The sequence below is a fragment of the Deltaproteobacteria bacterium genome, assembly GCA_035063765.1.
Taxonomy (GTDB): Bacteria; Myxococcota_A; UBA9160; order UBA9160; family PR03; genus CAADGG01.
Window position 1 is genome coordinate 109,448 of sequence record JAPSFT010000007.1, and the last position, 17,770, is coordinate 127,217.

Annotated in this window: 11 protein-coding genes and 1 pseudogene; 3 read left to right on the plus strand and 9 right to left on the minus strand. The window is 73.7% G+C overall.

The window, feature by feature from the left end; genetic code table 11:
- Positions 1 to 1,296 precede the first annotated feature (1,296 nt).
- From OZ948_06985 to lnt, 3 genes and pseudogenes are all read right to left on the minus strand, one after another.
- Positions 1,297 to 2,505: pseudogene (locus tag OZ948_06985) on the minus strand (adenylate/guanylate cyclase domain-containing protein).
- Positions 2,506 to 2,536: 31 nt separating this feature from the next.
- Complete coding sequence (locus OZ948_06990; protein ID MEB2344465.1) at positions 2,537 to 3,451, minus strand: hypothetical protein; 915 nt, start codon at positions 3,449 to 3,451, stop codon at positions 2,537 to 2,539.
- Positions 3,448 to 5,043: an apolipoprotein N-acyltransferase gene (gene lnt, locus OZ948_06995; GenBank protein MEB2344466.1), complete on the minus strand. Its 1,596-nt coding sequence runs from the start codon at positions 5,041 to 5,043 to the stop codon at positions 3,448 to 3,450. Before lnt ends, OZ948_06990 begins: the two co-directional genes overlap by 4 nt.
- A 161-nt stretch (positions 5,044 to 5,204) precedes the next feature.
- Here lnt and OZ948_07000 point away from each other — a divergent pair, with 161 nt between their 5' ends.
- Together OZ948_07000 and OZ948_07005 are read left to right on the plus strand one after the other, a co-directional pair.
- Positions 5,205 to 6,689 carry a sigma 54-interacting transcriptional regulator gene (locus OZ948_07000; protein ID MEB2344467.1) on the plus strand — a complete coding sequence of 495 codons (1,485 nt, stop codon included), beginning with the start codon at positions 5,205 to 5,207 and terminating at the stop codon, positions 6,687 to 6,689.
- Positions 6,690 to 6,709: 20 nt separating this feature from the next.
- Positions 6,710 to 7,060, plus strand: a complete 351-nt coding sequence (locus tag OZ948_07005) for a hypothetical protein (GenBank protein MEB2344468.1) — start codon at positions 6,710 to 6,712, stop codon at positions 7,058 to 7,060.
- Between the two features lie 32 nt (positions 7,061 to 7,092).
- Here the strand turns inward: OZ948_07005 and OZ948_07010 are convergent, their stop codons facing one another.
- The 5 genes from OZ948_07010 to OZ948_07030 all read right to left on the minus strand — a co-directional run bounded on the left by OZ948_07010 (position 7,093) and on the right by OZ948_07030 (position 15,600).
- Positions 7,093 to 10,308 (minus strand): PAS domain S-box protein, encoded by a 3,216-nt coding sequence (locus OZ948_07010; GenBank protein ID MEB2344469.1) that lies wholly within the window; start codon positions 10,306 to 10,308, stop codon positions 7,093 to 7,095.
- Between the two features lie 313 nt (positions 10,309 to 10,621).
- Complete coding sequence (locus OZ948_07015; protein MEB2344470.1) at positions 10,622 to 12,112, minus strand: AMP-binding protein; 1,491 nt, start codon at positions 12,110 to 12,112, stop codon at positions 10,622 to 10,624.
- A gap of 3 nt (positions 12,113 to 12,115) precedes the next feature.
- Positions 12,116 to 13,165, minus strand: coding sequence for an LLM class flavin-dependent oxidoreductase (locus OZ948_07020; GenBank protein MEB2344471.1), 1,050 nt, complete (start codon positions 13,163 to 13,165; stop codon positions 12,116 to 12,118).
- A 76-nt stretch (positions 13,166 to 13,241) separates the two neighbouring features.
- Complete coding sequence (locus OZ948_07025) at positions 13,242 to 14,669, minus strand: FAD-dependent oxidoreductase (protein ID MEB2344472.1); 1,428 nt, start codon at positions 14,667 to 14,669, stop codon at positions 13,242 to 13,244.
- 46 nt (positions 14,670 to 14,715) lie between these two features.
- Positions 14,716 to 15,600, minus strand: coding sequence for a hypothetical protein (locus OZ948_07030; GenBank protein ID MEB2344473.1), 885 nt, complete (start codon positions 15,598 to 15,600; stop codon positions 14,716 to 14,718).
- A gap of 305 nt (positions 15,601 to 15,905) precedes the next feature.
- Here OZ948_07030 and OZ948_07035 point away from each other — a divergent pair, with 305 nt between their 5' ends.
- Positions 15,906 to 17,492: an alginate export family protein gene (locus OZ948_07035; protein ID MEB2344474.1), complete on the plus strand. Its 1,587-nt coding sequence runs from the start codon at positions 15,906 to 15,908 to the stop codon at positions 17,490 to 17,492.
- On the opposite strand, the gene OZ948_07040 is transcribed toward OZ948_07035, so the two are convergent.
- A complete protein-coding gene (locus tag OZ948_07040; GenBank protein MEB2344475.1) occupies positions 17,489 to 17,764 on the minus strand; it encodes a hypothetical protein in 276 nt (91 codons plus the stop codon). The two genes, OZ948_07035 and OZ948_07040, sit on opposite strands and share 4 nt — an antisense overlap.
- Positions 17,765 to 17,770: the final 6 nt, after the last annotated feature.

Consider the following 17,770-nt stretch of genomic DNA (forward strand, 5'->3'; position numbering starts at 1 on the left):
CTGCACCACGTCGAGCCTTGCCTCGCGCGCCAGCGCGAGCGCCTCCTGGCAACGCGTGAGAGCCAGGTCGAGGGCGCCCGTGTCACACCAGGCGTAGCCCTCGTTGCCGAGCCCGAACGCGATGCCGGCCCGGTCGCCGGCGGCGCTCGCCTGCTCGGTGATCCAGCGCGCGCTCTCTGCGGCGGAAGCGATCTCCCCATCGAGGTGGCACATGCGGATCCGGTACGCGTGCGCGCGCCCCAGGAGGGCGCGATCGCCGCGCCCGAGCTCGAGACCGCGCTCGAGCAGCGCTCGTGCGTGTACCCCCTCGCCGCCCTCGGCGAAACGCACCCATGCGCCCTCCACCCACGCCTCGGCGAGCCGCACACGGTCCTCGTGCGGCAGTTCGCCGGGCGCCAGCGAATCGAGCACGGCGGCAGCCTCACCGGCGCGATCGAGCGTGTTGAGCGCGCGTGCCAGCGCGATCCCGACCCGCACCGTGAGCGCGGACTCGCTGCCCGCAAGCGGCGGGGCACGCAGGAGCTCCCAGGCACGGCGCAGATGGCTGACCGCCTCGCGCACGGCGTAGAGCGCCAGGTACCCCTTGCCCGCCGTCGCGAGCGCACGCGCTGCGAGTCGCGGCTCGTCGCCCTGGTCGAAATGACGTCCGATCTCGGAGGCGCGCTCGGCACTCGGCAGCTCCTCGCTCTCCTCGAGCAGCACGGCCGAACGGCGGTGCATTTCGCGCCGGCGGGCCAGCAGGATCTGCTCGTACGCCACCTGCCGGTGCATCTGGTGGCCGAAGTCGAGCGCGCCGGCGCCGCACGGAACCAGCAGCGAGCGTTCGATCAGCGGCACCAGCGCCTCGCGCACCGGCTCGGGGTCCTCGCCGGCGAGCCGTGCGAGCAGGCCGGGCGCGAACGGCTTCCCGAACACGGCCGCCGCCTCGAGCAGGCGCTTCGCGCCCTCGGAGAGCGCGTCGATGCGCGCGGCGATCACGCCGCGCAGCGTATCGGGCAGACGCACGCGGGCGCGCCGCCAGCTTGCCTCCAGGCGCGCGGCGGTGCGCAGCTCCTCGTCGCCCTCCGCGAGCGTGCGCGCCACCTCGAGCACGTAGAGCGGATTCCCGCCCGCCCGTTCCGCAGCGAGCAGTGCCAGCGCCTCCGGGTCCTCCCGCATCGTCAGCGAGCCGAGGGCGACCGCGTAGGCGTGCTCGGCGCCGAGCGGTTCGAGCGGGATGCGCTCCGCGCGCGCCGGCCCGTCGCCGCGGCCGCCGGGCTCGCTCGAGCGCGTCACCAGGAAGCAGATGCCGGCGGCGGGTGGACGCTCGAGCAAGGCGCTCGCGAGCCGCAGCGACGATCCGTCGAGCCACTGCACGTCCTCGAGCAGGATCGTCACGGGCCGGCCGGTGGGGCCGCCGTGCGCGTCGAGCAGCACGCGCACGGCCTCCTCGCACGCGGGCGGGTCCACCGCGCCCGCACGGCCATCGAGCTGGCAGGCGACCGCCAGCGCCGCGGCCCGATCGGTCGTCGGCCAGCGGCGTAGCAGGTCGAGCCACGCGTCGTAGGCGCGCGACTCCGCGGCCTCGTGGCAACGACCCTCGAGCCAGGACCCACCCTCCCGCAAACGGATCTCGTCGGCGAGGCGCGACTTTCCGATCCCGGGCTCGCCGACCAGCTCGATCCAGCGCGCGCTGCCCGGCGGCACCGCCTCGAGCCGCGCCAGCACGGTCGCGATCTCGGCCACGCGCCCGACGAAGGGCGCGAGCCCGCTCGCACGCTCGGCGTCGAGCGTGCTCTCGTGCCCCGCGCCACCCAGCACCTCGAAGGCCTCCGCGGGCTCGGGGCTCCCGCGCACCGGAAGTGCGCCGAGGGGGCGCAGCTCGCAGAAGCCGCGCACGCGGCGCGCCGTCACGCCGCTGATCACGATCCGGCCCGGCGCGGCTGCCTGCTCGAGCCGCGCCGCCAGGCCCACGGTGGGGCCCTCCGCGGTGTAGTCGCGGCGCAGATGGTCCCCGATCGAGCCGACCCACACGGGGCCCGAGTGGATGCCCATGCGCAACAGCAGCGGGACCCCGTAGCGCTCGTCGACGAGCCGGGCGTAGCCCGCCGCGGCGCGCCGGATCGCGAGCGCTGCGCGCACGGCGTCGCGCGCGTGGTGCGGGCGCGCCAGCGGCGCCCCGAACAGCGCCATGAACCCGTCGCCCCGGAACTGGTTGATCGTGCCGTGCTCGGCGTGGACCGCGTCGAGCGCCAGCGCGAACAGGCCATCCATCAGCGCGTGCAGGTCCTCGGGGTCGATCCGGTGCGCCATCGCGAGCGAGCCCGCAATGTCGGCCACGAGGACCGTCACCTCCTTGCGCTCCCCCTCGCGCGCGCTGCGCCGCGCGAGCACCTCCGCCAGGTGATCGGGCGTATAGCCGCCGGCCTGCGCTGCGGAGGTGCCGAGCGGAGCTCCGCAGCGCAGGCAGAAACAGCTCTCGGGGGGCAGGCCGCCGGCGCCGCAGCACGCGCAACGGGGCGTCATCCGACCTCCTCCCTGCCCGGGGGATCGGGCGCTACGGCCTCGCTTCGACGACGTCCATGCGCACCGCGTAGGGCGGGACGCTCGCCGAGAGCTGCGGGATCCAGGTGATCAGGTACGCCGCCAGCCGCGCGTCGCCGGCGGCCGGCGGCGCCACACCCGTTGCGGTCTCGTAGCGCAGCACGGCGCGAGCCTGGACGACGTCGCCGAACCCGGCGTCACGCTCCACGATCGTGTCCCACGCGGTCCACCGGTAGCCGGTGCCGTCGAGCGACGGCAGCCGGCCCGCACCGTCGCCGACCACCTGCGGCAGCAGGCCCTTCTCCAGCCCCACGTTGCGCTTGAGCACGACCTTCTCGCCCCCGTACACGAGCGGGACCGAGCGGCCCGGCAGGCCCTCCTCGATCCGCACGCCGCGGTCCAACGGCAGGAAGGCGTCGCCTCCGCCGGCGGCTGCCGGCAGCGGCAGCAGCAGCACCATGTCATAGATCGCGTCGACGCGCTCGTGATTGCGCTCGAAGCCGTCGACGCGCAGCTCCCACTGGCGGCGCTCGGGGCCGGCCGAAGACGTATAGGCGACGGTCGCGGCGGCCGACTCGACGTGCAGCGCTGTGGGCAGCGTCGCGTCCGTACTCGAGAGGCTCGCGAGCGAATCGCCGACCACCGCCTCGTAGTACGTCGCCATCGGCCCGCTGCCCTCCCGAAGGAGCGCCTCGCCGTCGGCCGACTCGCTCTCGTCGTACGGATCCACGCAATCCGGATCCTCGGAGTCGACGAAGCCGTCGCCGTCGTTGTCCTCGGTGTCGCCACACTCCGGCTCCGGCGCCGCCGAGCCGCCGTCGCTGGCGAAGGCCGGTGCTGCAGCAGTGAGCGCGAGCGCACACGCGCCCGCAGCGAACGCGAGGCGCAGCCATTGCTCTCGATGGATCCCCTCGATACCAGGCGTCATGCCCATTCTCCTCTGGAGGTCTCCGGGGTGGAAGGCGGGGCGAGCGTCTGCTGCGCCCCCGAACAGGATCGGATCCCCTGCCGGCAGCGGTGCCGCAGCGCGGCGAGCGCGGCGGGCGCCAGCAGGCCCAGCCAGGCCGGTCCCACACCCCAGCGCGCGTAGGGCGTGATCGGCGCCGGCGCGCCGGCGGGAGCGACCCGCATCGCGCGGGTCCCGGCCTCGATGCGCGCGGTCTCGCGCCCGTAGGCGTCGATCCAGGTGCTCGGGCCGGTGTTGGCCGCGCGCACCAGCGGCAGGCCCACCTCGATCGCACGCAGGCGCGCGATCGCGGCGTGCTGGCGGGCCGACCAGGGGCCCGACTCGGCCTCGTTGGCCGGACTCAGCAGCAGCGAAGCGCCGCGCCGGCGGAGCCCGCGAGCCAGGTCGGGGTGCGCGGAGTCGATGCACAGCAGGATGCCGGCACGCAGCCTCGCGCCGTCGGCCAGCGGCACGTCCACCAGGCCGGGCTCGGGGGCCGGACGCACGTTGCCGGGCCACCACCCGGCTCGCGCGAGCCGGCGCGCGAACCGGGTGTCGGGCGCGCGCTCGTAGAGCGGTACCGGGCGCACCTTGTCGCCGGCAATGCGGGTGTCTCCCCCCGGTGTCGCAAGGGCGACCGAGTTCCATCGCTCTCGGGAGCCGTCGCTGGTCGCACGGCGCAGTCCGGCGACGATCGGTGTCGCCAGGTGGTTCGCGATCGTCCCGAGGAAGAGATCGCCGCGCCGATCGCCGGTGCGCTCGAAGGCGCCCTCCGGCCAGACCAGGAGATCGGCGCCGGCCTCACCGGCGGCGCGGCTCAGCGCGAGCAAGCGCCCCAGGTTGGTGTCGAAGCGCGCCGGGGCGTGGCGCTCACGGCTCGGGACGTCGGGCTGGACCGCCGCGACGCGCACCGCTGCGGGCCCCGCCCCCAGCGAGGCGTCGGCGGCCGCGAGACGCTCTGCGCCGGCGAGCGCCGGCCCGCCGATCAGCGCGAGCGCGGCCACCTGCCGCTGCAGGGCGTGGGGCGCGAGCACCGCGAAGGCGAGTGCGGCGTTCGCTGCCGCGGCCCAGCCCGAGAGCAGGGCGACGCCGCCGAGGGCCGCCGGCTGGGCGAGCGCGGGCCAGGTCGCCAGGGCGTCGCCGAGTCGCAGCCAGGGTGTGCCGAGCGGGCCGCTCGCGCGCAGCGTCTCGAGTGCCACCCACGCGGCCGGGAAGGCGGCGAGCGCGCAGGCCGCGCCCGCGCGCCGAGCGCCGACGGCGAGTGCCGCGCCGAGCGCCGCGAGGGGGAGCGCGAGCAGCGGCACGCCGAGCGCGAAGGCGGCCCACAGGACGGGCCCTCCGACGCCGAGCGGAACCCACAGGAAGCCGAGCCCGAAGAAGGCGGTGCCGCAGACCGCCCCGTGCGCAGCCCCGCGCCGCGCGGAGCCCGCGCCGAGCGCCCCGAGCAGGAACGGGACGAGCGCCACGAAGACCACCGGGCCGAGCCCGAGCGGCGCGGTCGCGCCGGCCATGAGCGCACCGGCGAGAGCACTGGCCTGCAGTGAGCCCGCGAGCTGCCTGCAGATGGTTCGCACCCTGCCCCCATCGGCGAAGCACCAGAGCAAACCGCATACCCACTCGGAGGGACTTGGTTTCGTCTTCGAAATCGAATACTTGGCTGATCTACTGCCGATCTTCGGGAGCCTGATGTTGTTGTTTCGACAACGTGGAGATCGAAGTGATACGATGCACGCTGGTGGACCGACTCGCGATCCTCGACCGCCTCCACGCTGTCCCGCTCCTTCGCCGACTCGCTCCGAGCCGGATCGACCGCCTCGTCAGCGAGAGCGCCGTGCGGGTGTTCGGTCCGGGAGAGCAGGTCGTCGCGGAGGGCGAGGCGGGCGACGACGTGTACCTGGTCCTCGACGGCGAGGCGCTCGTCCGCAAGCGGCTCACCGCGCACGAGGTGGTGCCGCTCGCCCAGCGCGGACCGGGCGACTGGATCGGGGAGATGGCGCTGCTCGACGAGGGGCCGCGCTCGGCAAGCGTGGTCGCGCGCGCCCGACTGACCGTCCTCGAGGTGCCGGCGCGCACCTTCCTCGACGCGGTGGGGTCGGTGCCCGAGGCGGCGCTGGACCTGCTTCGCGTGGTCAGCACGCGCCTGCGCGAGAGCGACCGCGCCACGATCGCCGCGCTCTCCGCGAAGGCCGAGGCGCTGGCCGACGAGAACCGCCGGCTCGCGCACGACGTCGAGCGCCTCGCCGAGGCGCTCGACGCGCGCACCGGATTCGAGGCGTTCGTCGGGGAGTCGGAGGCGGCACGCCGCGTGCGCGGGCTTGCTCGGCGTGCGGCGCGTTCGCCTCTTCCGGCGCTGCTGCTCGGCGAGACCGGCTGTGGGAAGGAGATCCTGGCCCGTGCCATCCATGCGGCGAGCGACCGTGCCCGCGCCGCCTTCGTCTCGATCAACTGCGCACTGGTCGGCGAGGCGCTGCTCGAGAGCGAGCTGTTCGGACACGCGCGGGGTGCCTTCACGGGTGCCGTCAACGCCAAGCCGGGGCTGGTCGAGGTTGCCGACGGCGGGACGCTCTTCCTCGACGAGATCGGCGACATGCCGCCCCCGCTCCAGGGCGCGCTGCTCCGCTTCCTCGAGCTCGGCGAATCGCGGCGGCTCGGCGAGACCAAGGTGCGGCACAGCGACGTGCGGATCGTCGCGGCCACCCACCGCGACCTCGACGCTGCCGTCGGGTCGGGGGCGTTCCGCCGCGACCTCCTGTACCGGATCGACGTGATCCGCATCGAGATCCCGCCGCTGCGCGAGCGCCGCGAGGACCTGCTGCTCCTGCTCGCGGAGCTCAACACACGGATTGCCAGCCAGCTCGGCCGCACGCCGCTCACCCTCGCCGACGACGCGCTCGAAGCGCTGGCGGTGCACGAGTTCCCGGGCAACGTACGCGAGCTCGAGAACGAGCTGCGCCGGCTCTACGCCCTCGTCGATCCTGACGAGCGGAGCGTCGGCCGCGAGCGACTCTCGCGCCGCGTGCTCGAAGCGGGCGACGCCGGCAGCGGACGCTACGCCGAATCGCTGCGCTCCTTCAAGGTCCGCACCATCGAGCGGGCACTGCTCGAGAGCGGAGGACGCCCCGCCGAGGCGGCACGGCGGCTCGGCCTCCATCGCTCGAACCTCGCGCGCATGATGCGAGAGCTCGGCCTGCGCCGTGGCGCCGGCTCCTCTTTGCCATGAGCGACCTCCGGCGCCCGCGCGTGCGCATCATCGACCGCGACGCCGGCCTGGTGGAGTCGCTGTCGGCAGTGCTGGGCGACGCCGGCTACGTCGTGTCTCGCTGCCAGCTCCCCGCGGCGGAACCGGAGGACGTGCTCGTGATCGGCGTCCCACCCCCGCCGGGGGTGCGCCCCCCCCTCGTCCGGGGTGTACCGATCGTCGTGCTGGCCCTGTCGCACCCCTCCTTCGGCGAACTGGAGGAGTGGATCCGCGGGCGGCCGCGATGGGCGCTCTGCTCGAAGCCGGTGCCCGAGGAAGTGCTGCTCGACTGCCTGCGCGAGCTTCTTGCCGAGCCTGCACCGCCGTTGGCGAGGGCTCGCGAGGCTCGCTGACCGTCCCCGCGCAGCGCGAACGGCGGGGTTCGCTACGCCCCGCGGTTCGCGCTGCGGTCCAGGACGCGGACGGCGTCGAGGAGCGTGCGTACGCGGGTCGCGAGCGCTCGGCCCGAGAACGGCTTCTGCAGGAAGGCCACCTCGTCGGCCAGCACCCCGTGGCGAAGGACCGAGTCGTCCGTATAGCCGGACAGGTAGAGCACCGGAAGGCCCGGCCGGCGCGCCTGCAGCGTCTCGGCGAGCTCGCGGCCGCTCATGCCGGGCATCACGACGTCGGTCGCCAGCAGATCGACGCGCTCCGGGCGCGTCTCGAGCAGCGCGAGCGCCTCCGCGCCGCTGGCGGCCACCAGCACGCGGTAGCCCGATTCCGTCAGAGCGCGCCACGCGAGCGAGCGCACACCCTCTTCGTCCTCGACCAGGAGCACGGTCTCGCTTCCCGCCGTCGGCGGCTCGGGAGCGGGCTCGCCGGCCGCTGCGGCCGGTTCCGCCACTCGTGGGAGGACGAGCTCGAAGAGGCTGCCTCGGCCAGGCTCACTCTGCACGAAGACGTGTCCACCGCTCTGCTGCGCGATGGCGTAGACCGTGGCAAGCCCGAGCCCGGTGCCACGCCCCGTCGGCCGGGTGGTGAAGAAGGGCTCGAAGATGCGGCCGAGCGTGTTCGGCTCGATGCCGTGCCCGGTGTCGCGCACCGCGAGCACGACCCAGGCACCGTCGCCGAGCTCGGGGTGTTCGCTCGCGAAGGCGCCCCCGGGCTCCTCGTTGCGGGTCTCGACCGTGAGGCATCCGCCGCGCGGCATCGCGTCGCGCGCGTTCACGGCCAGGTTCAGCAGCACCTGGTCGAGCTGCGCGGCACCCATCCGCACGCGACCCAGGCCCGGCGCGCAGCGCAGCACCAGGTCCACGTCCTCGCCGAGCAGGCGGCGCAGCATCTTGACGCTCTCGCTGACGCACTCGTTCAGGTCGAGCACCTCGACCCGCACCACGACCTGGCGGCCGAAGGTCAGGAGCCGCTGCGTCATCGCCGCCGCTCGCTGCGACGCCTTCTGGATCTCCTCCAAGAGCTCCCGGTCCGGATCGCTCGTGCCGAGCCGTTCGCCCAACAGCTCGGCGGCGCCGACGATCACCGTGAGCAGGTTGTTGAAGTCGTGTGCCACGCCGCCGGCCAGACGGCCGAGCGCCTCCATCTTCTGGGACTGGAGCAGCTGCGCCTCGAGCCGGCGTCGCTCGGTGACGTCGGTTCCCATCACCAGCACGCCGGTCTGGCGGCCGTGCTCGTCGCACAAGACGGTGCCCGAGACCTGGATCGAGAGCGTGCAGCCGTCGGCCCGCTCGAGGCGGATGTCGTCGACGCGCTCTCCGCGGCGCAGGAGATCGCCGAAGTCACGGAGCCGCTCTTCCCGCTCGGCCGCGGGCACGAAGTCGAGGAAGGAGCGGCCCAGGAGCGACTCGCGCGGCGCGCCGAGCATCTGGGCCAGCCGGCCGTTCACGAAGGTCGTGCGGCCTGCGAGGTCGCCGATCCAGACCCCTTCCTGGGTGGTCTCGACGATCGTGCGGTAGCGCTCCTCGCTGGTGCGCAGGCTCTCTTCCATGCGCACCTGCTCGGTGACGTCCTGTGCCATGGCGACGAGTCCGACCAGGTAGCCCGACTCGTCCAGGAGCGGGGTGTTGACCCAGTCGCACACGATGCGCCGCCCGTCGCGGGTGCGGTTCTCGATCCGGTACGCGACCACGGGCTCGGAGCCGCCGCGCAACCGCTGGAGGGCGTGGTCGATCGCGGGCCGCACGTCGTCGCCCAACAGCGTCTCGAAGGGGCCGGTGCCCAGCACCTCCTCGGCGCGCCAGCCGAAGATGCGCTCGGCGGCCGGGTTCCAGGATGCGATGCGGAGGTCCTCGTCGAGCGCCACGCAGGCGAGCGGCATCCGCGCGACGTGGAGCTCGTGGCGCGCGAGGATCCGCAGGCGCTCTCGCTCCGTGGCCTTACGCTCCTCCTCGCTGCGGCGCCGCTCGACGAAGAGCCCGAGCTGGCTCGCAATGCCGAACAGTGTCGCCAGCAACTCGGCGTCGCGCGGCCGGGCCTCCTGGCTCGCGAGCGCGAGGACCCCGACGATCCCCGATCCCGACGCTGCTGCGGGCACGGCGACCACGCAGCGCAGGCCCGCGCAGAGCGCGTCCTCGGAGCGTTCGCGCAGCGCCTCCGGCCCGGCTTCGAGGCCGTCGATCCAGATCGGCTGGAGCTCGGCCCACGCCCGGCCCGCCGCACCCCGGCCGCGCTCCAGCTCGTGCGTCCCGGCGCCCGCGGCGATGGCGCTCCCTCCCCCCTCCGGCCCGGGCCAGGCGGCCGCACAGCGCATCCGGCCTTCCTCGTGCAGCCAGATCGCACCCGCGTCCCAGCGGAGCGTCTCCCCGAGCGTGCGCAGCAGCTCCGACAGGGCCTGCGCCACGGACACCGCTCCGGAGAGGGTCTCGGTGGCGAACAACTGGGCACGGAGGCGGCGATCGGCGCGCTGGTGCGCCGACACGTCGACCATCGAGACGACCATCTCGCGCAGCCGGCCGGGCAGGCGCGCGAGTCCGACCAACACCGCCACGCGCGAGCCATCGCGCCGCTCGATCTCCGTCTGGAAGGGTGGACAGCGTCCGGTCCGGGCGGCCTGGGCCAGGGCTGCGAGGTGGCGCGCGCGGTGGCCGGCGGGCGAGAGCGCGCTCCATTGCATCCGACCGGCCGCAAGCTCCTCGCGCGTGTAGCCCGTGATCGCGAGGAAGGCGTCGTTGGGCTCCCGGATCCGGCCCTCGGCATCGTGGCCCGCGATTCCGGCCAGGCTCGAGTCGAGGACGAGGCGCAAGCGTTCGGCGACCTCGTCGAGGACCAGCGGCCGCTCCCCGAGTTCCCGCAGCATGGGCACGCTCACGCCGGCGGCGCCGACCACCGCGCCGGCCGCGTCGCGGACGGGCGCGATCCGCACGTGGAAGGAGCGGCCAGCCCACTCGCTCCGCGCCTCCGCGACCTCACCGCCGAGCGCCCGGTCGAAGGCGACGAGGAAGGGATGGCTGGCCGGCAGCCCGAACACCTCGGCCGGGTCGCGCCCCGTCAACTCGTCGGCCGAGACCCGGAGGCGGGCGATACCCGCGCCGGCGACGTGCGTGATGCGGCGCTCGCGATCGACCGCCCAGAGCGTCACGTCCACCGGCCCGAGCAGCGCTTCCGGGAGCGCGGGGCCCGGGGGCTCGTCTCGCGTTTGCGTCGCCAAGGGGCGGGATTCTCGCATGGTCGACCCGAGCCCTGCGGCCGACGCGATCACCGTGGCCGTGCTCGGTGCCCGCGTGCGGACGTTGCCGCGGCGGAAGATTAGCCCTGATCCGGCATCGCCGGTTGTGGTGAAACCCCGGAATCGAAGGGGCCCCCTCGGTGTGACCGTGGCCGGACGCCGCGGCCACGAGAAGACTCCCGGCGCGCTCGAGCTTTCCTCCCGCTCGCGATGCTCGCCACCGTGCCCTCGCCGCCCGCCCCGGGGGCCACGCGCTCCGTAGCAGCAGCGCACCCGCGCGCGCTCGGCCGGGGAATCACGCCGAGAGATAGGACTGGCGGAGCAGGCCGGTCCGCAGCTTGCCCGTCGGCTCGCGCGGGAGCTCGCGCAGGAAGTCGATCGAGCGCGGCAGCTTGAAGGTGGCGAGGTGCTGCCGGCAGTGCTCGATCAGCCGGCGCTCGAGCTCGGGGCTGGCGGCGATCGCGCCCACCGGCTCCACCACGGCCTTCACCTGCTCGCCGTACTCGTCGTCGGGCAGGCCGAAGACGGCGGCGTCGCGCACCGCCGGGTGCGCGAGCAGCACCTCCTCGATCTCGCGCGGGTAGACGTTGATCCCGCCGACGATGATCGTGAAGGCCTTGCGCCCGGTGAGGTAGAGGTAGCCCTCGTCGTCGAGGTAGCCGATGTCGCCGAACGACGCGCCGCCCGACGGGGTCCGCGCCTCGCTCGTCTTCGCGTCGTCGTTGTGGTAGCGGAAGTCGCTGCCGTTCGTGAACCACACCTCGCCGACCTCGCCCGGCGGCAGATCGTGGCCCGCCTCGTCGAGGATCCGGACGGGCCCGCGCAGCGAGCGACCCACCGAGCCCTTGTGCGCGAGCCATTCCTGCGGCCCGATCACGCAGGTGCCGGCGCCCTCGGTGCCGGCGTAGTACTCGTGGAGGATCGGCCCCCACCAGTCGAGCATCGCCTCCTTGACCGGGATCGGGCACGGGCCGGCGCCGTGGATGGCGAAGCCGTGCGACGACAGGTCGTAGCGCGTCCGCTCCTCCTCGGAGAGGCGCAGCATCCGGACGAACATCGTGGGGACCCACTGGCTGTGGGTCACCCGATGCCGCTCGATGCACTCGAGGGCGAGGAGCGGGTCGAAGCGCTCCAGGACCACCGTGGTCGCTCCGATCCGCCCCATCTGCAGCAGGAAGGACAGCGGCGCCGAGTGGTAGAGCGGCGCGGGCGAGAGGTACACGGACCCGGGGCCGATGCCGTACGCGAGGGCCAGCAAGCGGTCGCCGGGCGGCAGCTCCTCGATCGGCGCGGGAGGAGCCGGGCGCCACACGCCCTTCGGGCGGCCGGTCGTGCCCGAGGAGTAGAGCATGGCGACCCCCTCGCAGCGCTCGTAGCGCGGCGGCTCGTCGCCCTCGCGGCCCGGCCGGTCCTCGCCGTCGAGATCGAGGAGGGGAACGCCGCTCGGCGCCGCGGCGCTCGCGGCGGTGCGCGCCGTGTGCACGAAGACCCGCGCGCCGCAGTCCGCGACGATGTAGCGGACCTCCTCCGCGGTGAGGCGCGTGGACACCGGCGTGTAGCGGAAGCCGGCGTCCTGGCACGCCCACACGAGCTCCACGAAGGCACGGCCGTTCTCGACGCAGAACGCGATCGGGTCCCCGGGCCGCAGGCCGCGGTCGTGGAGCGCATTGGCGACCCGCACGATCCGCCGCCGCAGCTCGCCCCAGCGGACCCGCTCGCCGCTCGGGACGACGACGAGCGCGAGCTCCTGCGGCCGCTCGAGCGCGTGGTGCCCCGGGTGCGCCATCGCTCAGCCCGCCGTCGCCGAGCGGACGAGGTCCACCGCCCTCTCGAGGTGTTCGATCTGCTCAGCGGCCGTGTTGCCGTTCGGCCCGAGGCGCAGCGTGTCGACCCCGGCGCCCGCGTAGGCGCGGATGCGATCGCGCACCATCGACTCCGTCCCGATCAGGTAGGCCGACAGCACGAGCTCCTCGGGGACGGCCGCCACCGCCGCCGCCTTGTCGCCGGTCACCCAGAGCCGCTGCACCTCCCGCGCCGCGTCGGCGAAGCCCGCCCGCGCATAGGCGGCGTTGTAGAAGTTGGTGGTGGCCGAGCCCATGCCGCCGAGGGCGAACGCCATTCCCAGCTTGGCCCGCCCGATCAAGGACTCGACGTCGTCGGACACGGCCAGGTGCGCGTTCACCTGGATCTCGATGTCGCCGAGCGTGCGGCCCGCGCGGGCGGCGCCGCGCCGGATCGGGTCCAGCATCACCTCGGCGTGCTCGGGGATGAACGAGGTGCCGAGCCACCCGTCCGCGAGCTCGCCGGTCAGCTCGAGCGCCTTCGGGCCGAGCGTCGCCAGGTGGATCGGCAGGTCGGGGCGCGGTGGGATCGACGAGCGCAGCGCCTTGCCCTCGCCGCCCGGGCGCGGCAGCACGTAGTGCTTGCCCTCGTAGCGCAGGCGCTCGCCCCGCAAGCCCATCCGCACGATCTCGACGAACTCGCGCAGCCGGCCGACCGGATCGGCGAAGGCCGCGCCGTGCAGGCCCTCCACCACCTGCGGGCCGCTGACACCGAGGCCGAGCGAGAAGCGGTCGCCCGAGAGCTGCGCGAGCGAGAGCGCCGTGAGCGCCGTGGCGGCCGGCGTGCGGGCGCTCACCTGCATGATGCCCGAGCCGAGCCGGATCCGTTGCGTGACCGCCGCCAGGTACCCGAGCGACGCCACCGCCTCCATGCCCCACGCCTCGGCCGACCACGCGGTGTCGGCGCCGAGGCGTTCCGCCGCCTGCACGTAGGCGACCAGGTCGTTCCAGCGGGAGCCGTCGTAGTACGCGCTCCCCACGGACACCGAGACCTTCATCGTCTCCTCCCCGTGGCGCGAGCCCGCCGGGCTCGCGCCGGTCGTGATCCCGAGCCGGTCCCCGCGGCGAGGGCGCTCACGGCTCGTGCGCGAGCCAGCGCAGCGCGCGCTCGGCCGCGCGGACGCCGAGGGCGCGGAGCGGCTCGGGGCCGACCCACGGCGGCACGCCGAGGAACGGTAGCCCGTCGAGCTCGCGCCGCTGGCCGTCGACGACGGCCGCCAGCAGGCGCCCGAAGAGCTGGCTCATCACGACGCCCTCGCCGCAGTAGCCGAGCCCGAAGGCGAGGCGCCCGGCGTCGTCGAGCGAGCCGATGCGCGGCGTGAAGTCGCGCGTGAACGCCATCGTGCCGCCCCAGGCGTGGGTGAAGCGGATCCCCGCGAGCTGCGGGAAGGTCTCGAGGAGGCTGCGCCGGAGCCTCTCGACCACGGACGCGTCGATCCCGCTGCTCGGGCGGCTGCCGTAGGTGTAGGGTGCGCCTTCGCCGCCCGCGACGATCCGGCCGTCCGCGGTCGGGCGCAGGTACATGAACTGCACGCGCGCGTCCGAGAGCCCCTGGCGCCCGCTCCAGCCGATCGCCTCCCACTGCTGCGGCGAGAGCGGCTCGGTCGCGACGACGTAGTTGGCGAGCGGGACGAGCCGCCGGGCGAGGACGCCGATCTGCGGCGCGTAGCCGTTCAGCGCGATCACGGCGCGCGGCGCGGAGACGGTCCCGAGCTCGGCGCGGATGCGCAGCGGATCGCCGGGCTCGACGCGCAGCACGCGCGTGGCCTCGAAGACCTCGACCCCGAGCGACTCGACCACGCGCAGCATCCCGCGCGCCAGCTTCGCCGGGTTCAGGATCGCGGTGTCGGGCGCGAGCATGCCGGCCGGGAAGCGCTCGGTGTGGACGAGCGCCCGCAGCTCCGCCCCCTCGACCAGGCGCGCGCCGATCCCGAGGCCGCGCGCCGCCTCGACGGCCGCCGCCAGCGCCTCGACCTGGGCGTCGCCGGCCGCCATGCGCAGGCTGCCGTTGCGCTCGAGGTCGCAGTCCACGCCGTGCTCGGCGACGAAGCGCTCGATCGAGGCCATGCCGAGCGCGATCGCGTCGTACACCGGACGCGCCCGCTCGGGCCCGTGCGCGGCGACGTAGTCCGGGAAGCCCGTGTAGGTCCGGTCGGCGAAGCCCCCGTTGCGGCCGCTCGCGCCGTAGCCGCAGCGCGCGCCCTCGAGCACCACGATGCGCCGGGAGGGATTCCGGCGCGCGAGGTGGTAGGCGGTCGCGAGCCCCGTGAAGCCGCCCCCGAGGATCGCCACGTCGGCGCGCTGGTCGCCCGCGAGCGGCGGGCGCAGGGGGCCTTCGCGCAGGCCCGCCGCATCGAACCAGAAGCAGTCGACGAAGGACTCGTAGAGCTCGGGCGGGCGGTCCGGATCGGCGAGCCAGCGCGCGGGCAGGGTCGCGCCGGCCCAGCCGAGCCCGGCGCCGGCGGCGCCGGCGAGGAGCTCGCGCCGCGTGAGCCGGCTCATCGCGCGGACCCGCGCGGGCCGGACGACGGGGTCGGCATGACGCGCTTCACTCCATCCAATCGAGCTCCCGGATCGCGACGCTCCCCGGAATCACCGTACCGCAGTGCGGGTGCGGCCAACCGCAGCTCGTGACGTACCAGCGGCCGCTCCGGGGATCGCGGAGGTACTCGGGCGCATGCGCGGGGAGCGTCGCCGCGACCTCGTCGGGGCCCTCGCCCGTGTAGGTGCCGAAGTCGAAGGGGTTGGTACTGCGGAAGAGCAGCGTCTCGTGGTACCCGGCGGGCCCGTCGAAGCTCGTCGTGTAGGTGATCGAGAGCCAGTACGCGCCGCCGTGGCGGAATACGAAGGGCGACTCGGTGGCGGCCCAGGGCGGGTTCTTCGGCGCGGTGCCGCCCGTGCGGAGCGCGAAGCGCACGAAGCGCCAGTCCAGGAGGTTCTCGGAGACGCAGACGCTCACGGCGCCCGTCTGGCCGCGCTTGCCCGTCGCGTAGAGGAGCCAGGTGTCGTCGTCGAGGCGGAAGACCATGCCGTCACGCAGCACGGCCTGGATCGGCGCGCCGGCGAGCGTGCACGGGATCTCGCGCCAGTGATCGAGGCGCTCGTCGTCGCACACCGCCGCACGCAGCAGGTCGGGGCCGTAGAGCAGGATCCAGCGCTGGCCGTCGAAGGCGACGGCCGGGGCCCAGGCGCGGTGGCCGAAATCGCAGATGCGGTTGTGCTCTTCGAAGGCGCCGGTCACGAGCGAGGCGCCCGACCCGTGACAGAACCAGCGCTCCTGCTGCGGATCGACGTCGGGGGTCGGCTTCGTGATGCCGAACACGTGCCAGCGCCCGTCGGGCGCCTGTACGACGCAGTGGTCGTTCACGTAGCAGCCGCTCGCGCGCGGCGTGAAGAGCGGCCGCCATCCAGCGCCGCCGAGGACGGGCTTCACCGCGTGACTCCCTGGCGAGGCCGCTCACGCGGCGCGCGGCAGATCCTACACCGGCCGCCGCTCGCGTCGAAGGAGATCGGAACGAGCCGGGACGGAGACGGGGGACCAGAGGCGAGACGTCGAACGCGGACGCGCTCGATCGGCCGCACGCGGCCGCGGGTGAGCTGAGTCAGGAGCGCGCAGCGCGCGCGGCGCGTGTGGCGGCTCGCGACAGCAGCGGGTCGATCGCAGCAGCAGCGTCGCCCGCGTTGGGTACGTGACTTGCAACCCGGGGGCGGAACTTCCCTCCACGAGGAGAGGCCGACATGGCCTGGCGAGCGGCGACCGCGGGCATCCTCCTGGCGACCGGTCTCTCGTCTGCGAGCGCCCCTCCCTCCCTTGCGCAGACCGCGGCCCCGAGCACGACGCCGGGATGGATGGCGAACGTGCCGTCGGCGCGGCCCATGCCGCCGCTCGGCGACTTTCCCCGTTGGCCGTCGGGGCCCGGCTACTACTCCCTGATGGACGCCCTTCGCGGCACCCGGCGGGATGGGCCGCCCCGGTATCCCTATCGGGCCTATGGCCTCTCGCCCCCGCCCCTCTTCGACGTCGACTTCCGCTACCTCGACGACCCGAACAACACGCAGAAGGACGTCTTCGACCCGATCCACCGCATCCGGCTCGGCGAGGATTGGCTCCTCAACCTGGGAGCGCAGGTCCAGTGGCGGCATCAGAACGAGCAGAGCAGCCGCCTCAGCGGCAACAACAACACCTTCGACATGCTCCGCACGACGATCTACGCGGACCTGTGGTACCGCGACAAGGTCCGCGCGTTCGTCCAGCCCTACGACGCGCGCATCTTCGACGAGGACCTTCCGATCGGCCCGCTCGACGCGGATCATCACGACATCCAGAACCTGTTCGTCGACATGAACCTCGGAGAGGTCCGGGACAAGGCCGTGTACCTGCGCGTCGGGCGGCAGGAGATGCTCTACGGCTCGCAGCGGCTGATCTCGACCCTGGACTGGGCCAACGTCCGGCGCACCTTCGAGGGCGTGAAGGTCTTTCGCACGAGCGAGAAGCTCGATCTCGACCTCTTCTGGGTGCAACCCGTCAACGTCTTCGCACCGCATGCCAACTCCGTCTACGAGTCGCGCCCCAATCATGCGGACGGCGACCAGAATCTGGTCGGTCTGTGGACGACCTATCGGCCCCGGAAGAACCACTTCGTCGATGCGTACTACCTGATGCTCGACAACGACAACCGGAACACCGCGCTGGGCATCGAGCGCATGCCCTTCCAGGTCCACACGATCGGGGGGCGCTACTACGGAGACTACGGGCGATTCCTATGGGACGTGGAGGCCATGCTCCAGGTCGGCGAGAGCACTCGCAACGACCTCCTGGCCGGCTCGTCCTCGGTGGGTGTCGGCTATCACTTCCAGGGCGCCCCGCTCGATCCCACCCTCTGGGCCTACTACGATTTCGCGTCCGGCGATCAGGATCCCGGTTCCGGGCGCGCCACGACCTTCCACCCGCTCTTCCCCTTCGGCCACTACTACCAGGGCTGGTCGGATGTCGTCGGCCGCCAGAACGTGCACGACCTCGGCGCGTACCTGGGGGTATGGCCGACCAAGTGGATCATGGTCCGCCTGCAGTACCACCACCTGGAGCTGGTGAGCGAGAAGGACGCGCTCTACAACATCGTCGGCGTTCCCTACCGGCGGGACCCGTCGGGCGACGCCGGGCGCCACATCGGCGACGACCTCACGCTGATCGTCAACTTCCACATCGACGCCCACCTCGACATCCTGACCGGCTACGCGCATCTCTTTCCCGGCCGCTTCGTTCGCAGGACGGGGAGCGACGACCAGGTCGGGATGTTCTACCTGATCTGGAACTTCCACTTCTAGGATCCCTCGCCTGCTGGCCCGTCCACGCTGAGCAGGACGCAGTCCGCGCCCGCGGCGAGCGCGATCCCGCCGCCCGCGCGCAGCGCCGCGCCGCCGGCGCGCCAGCAGCCTCCGCCGAGCACGTCGCGCACCGTGAAGGAGCCGCTGGCCGCGGCGGGCAGGGGCAGGGCCGGGCGACGAGAGCTCGATTGGTTGCGGAAGAGCGCGACGAGGCCGTTGCCGTGCACGTCGCCCCGGTAGAAGCCGTCCCAGGCGAGCGTGCCGCTTCGCACCTCCGC

What these genes read in the sequence shown, in the direction of transcription:
- OZ948_07025 (MEB2344472.1), bottom strand. Translation starts at nt 14,669, where the DNA reads ATGAGCCGGCTCACGCGGCGCGAGCTCCTCGCCGGCGCCGCCGGCGCC.
- OZ948_07015 (MEB2344470.1), bottom strand. Translation starts at nt 12,112, where the DNA reads ATGGCGCACCCGGGGCACCACGCGCTCGAGCGGCCGCAGGAGCTCGCG.
- OZ948_07035 (MEB2344474.1), top strand. Translation starts at nt 15,906, where the DNA reads ATGGCCTGGCGAGCGGCGACCGCGGGCATCCTCCTGGCGACCGGTCTC.
- OZ948_07020 (MEB2344471.1), bottom strand. Translation starts at nt 13,165, where the DNA reads ATGAAGGTCTCGGTGTCCGTGGGGAGCGCGTACTACGACGGCTCCCGC.
- OZ948_06990 (MEB2344465.1), bottom strand. Translation starts at nt 3,451, where the DNA reads ATGACGCCTGGTATCGAGGGGATCCATCGAGAGCAATGGCTGCGCCTC.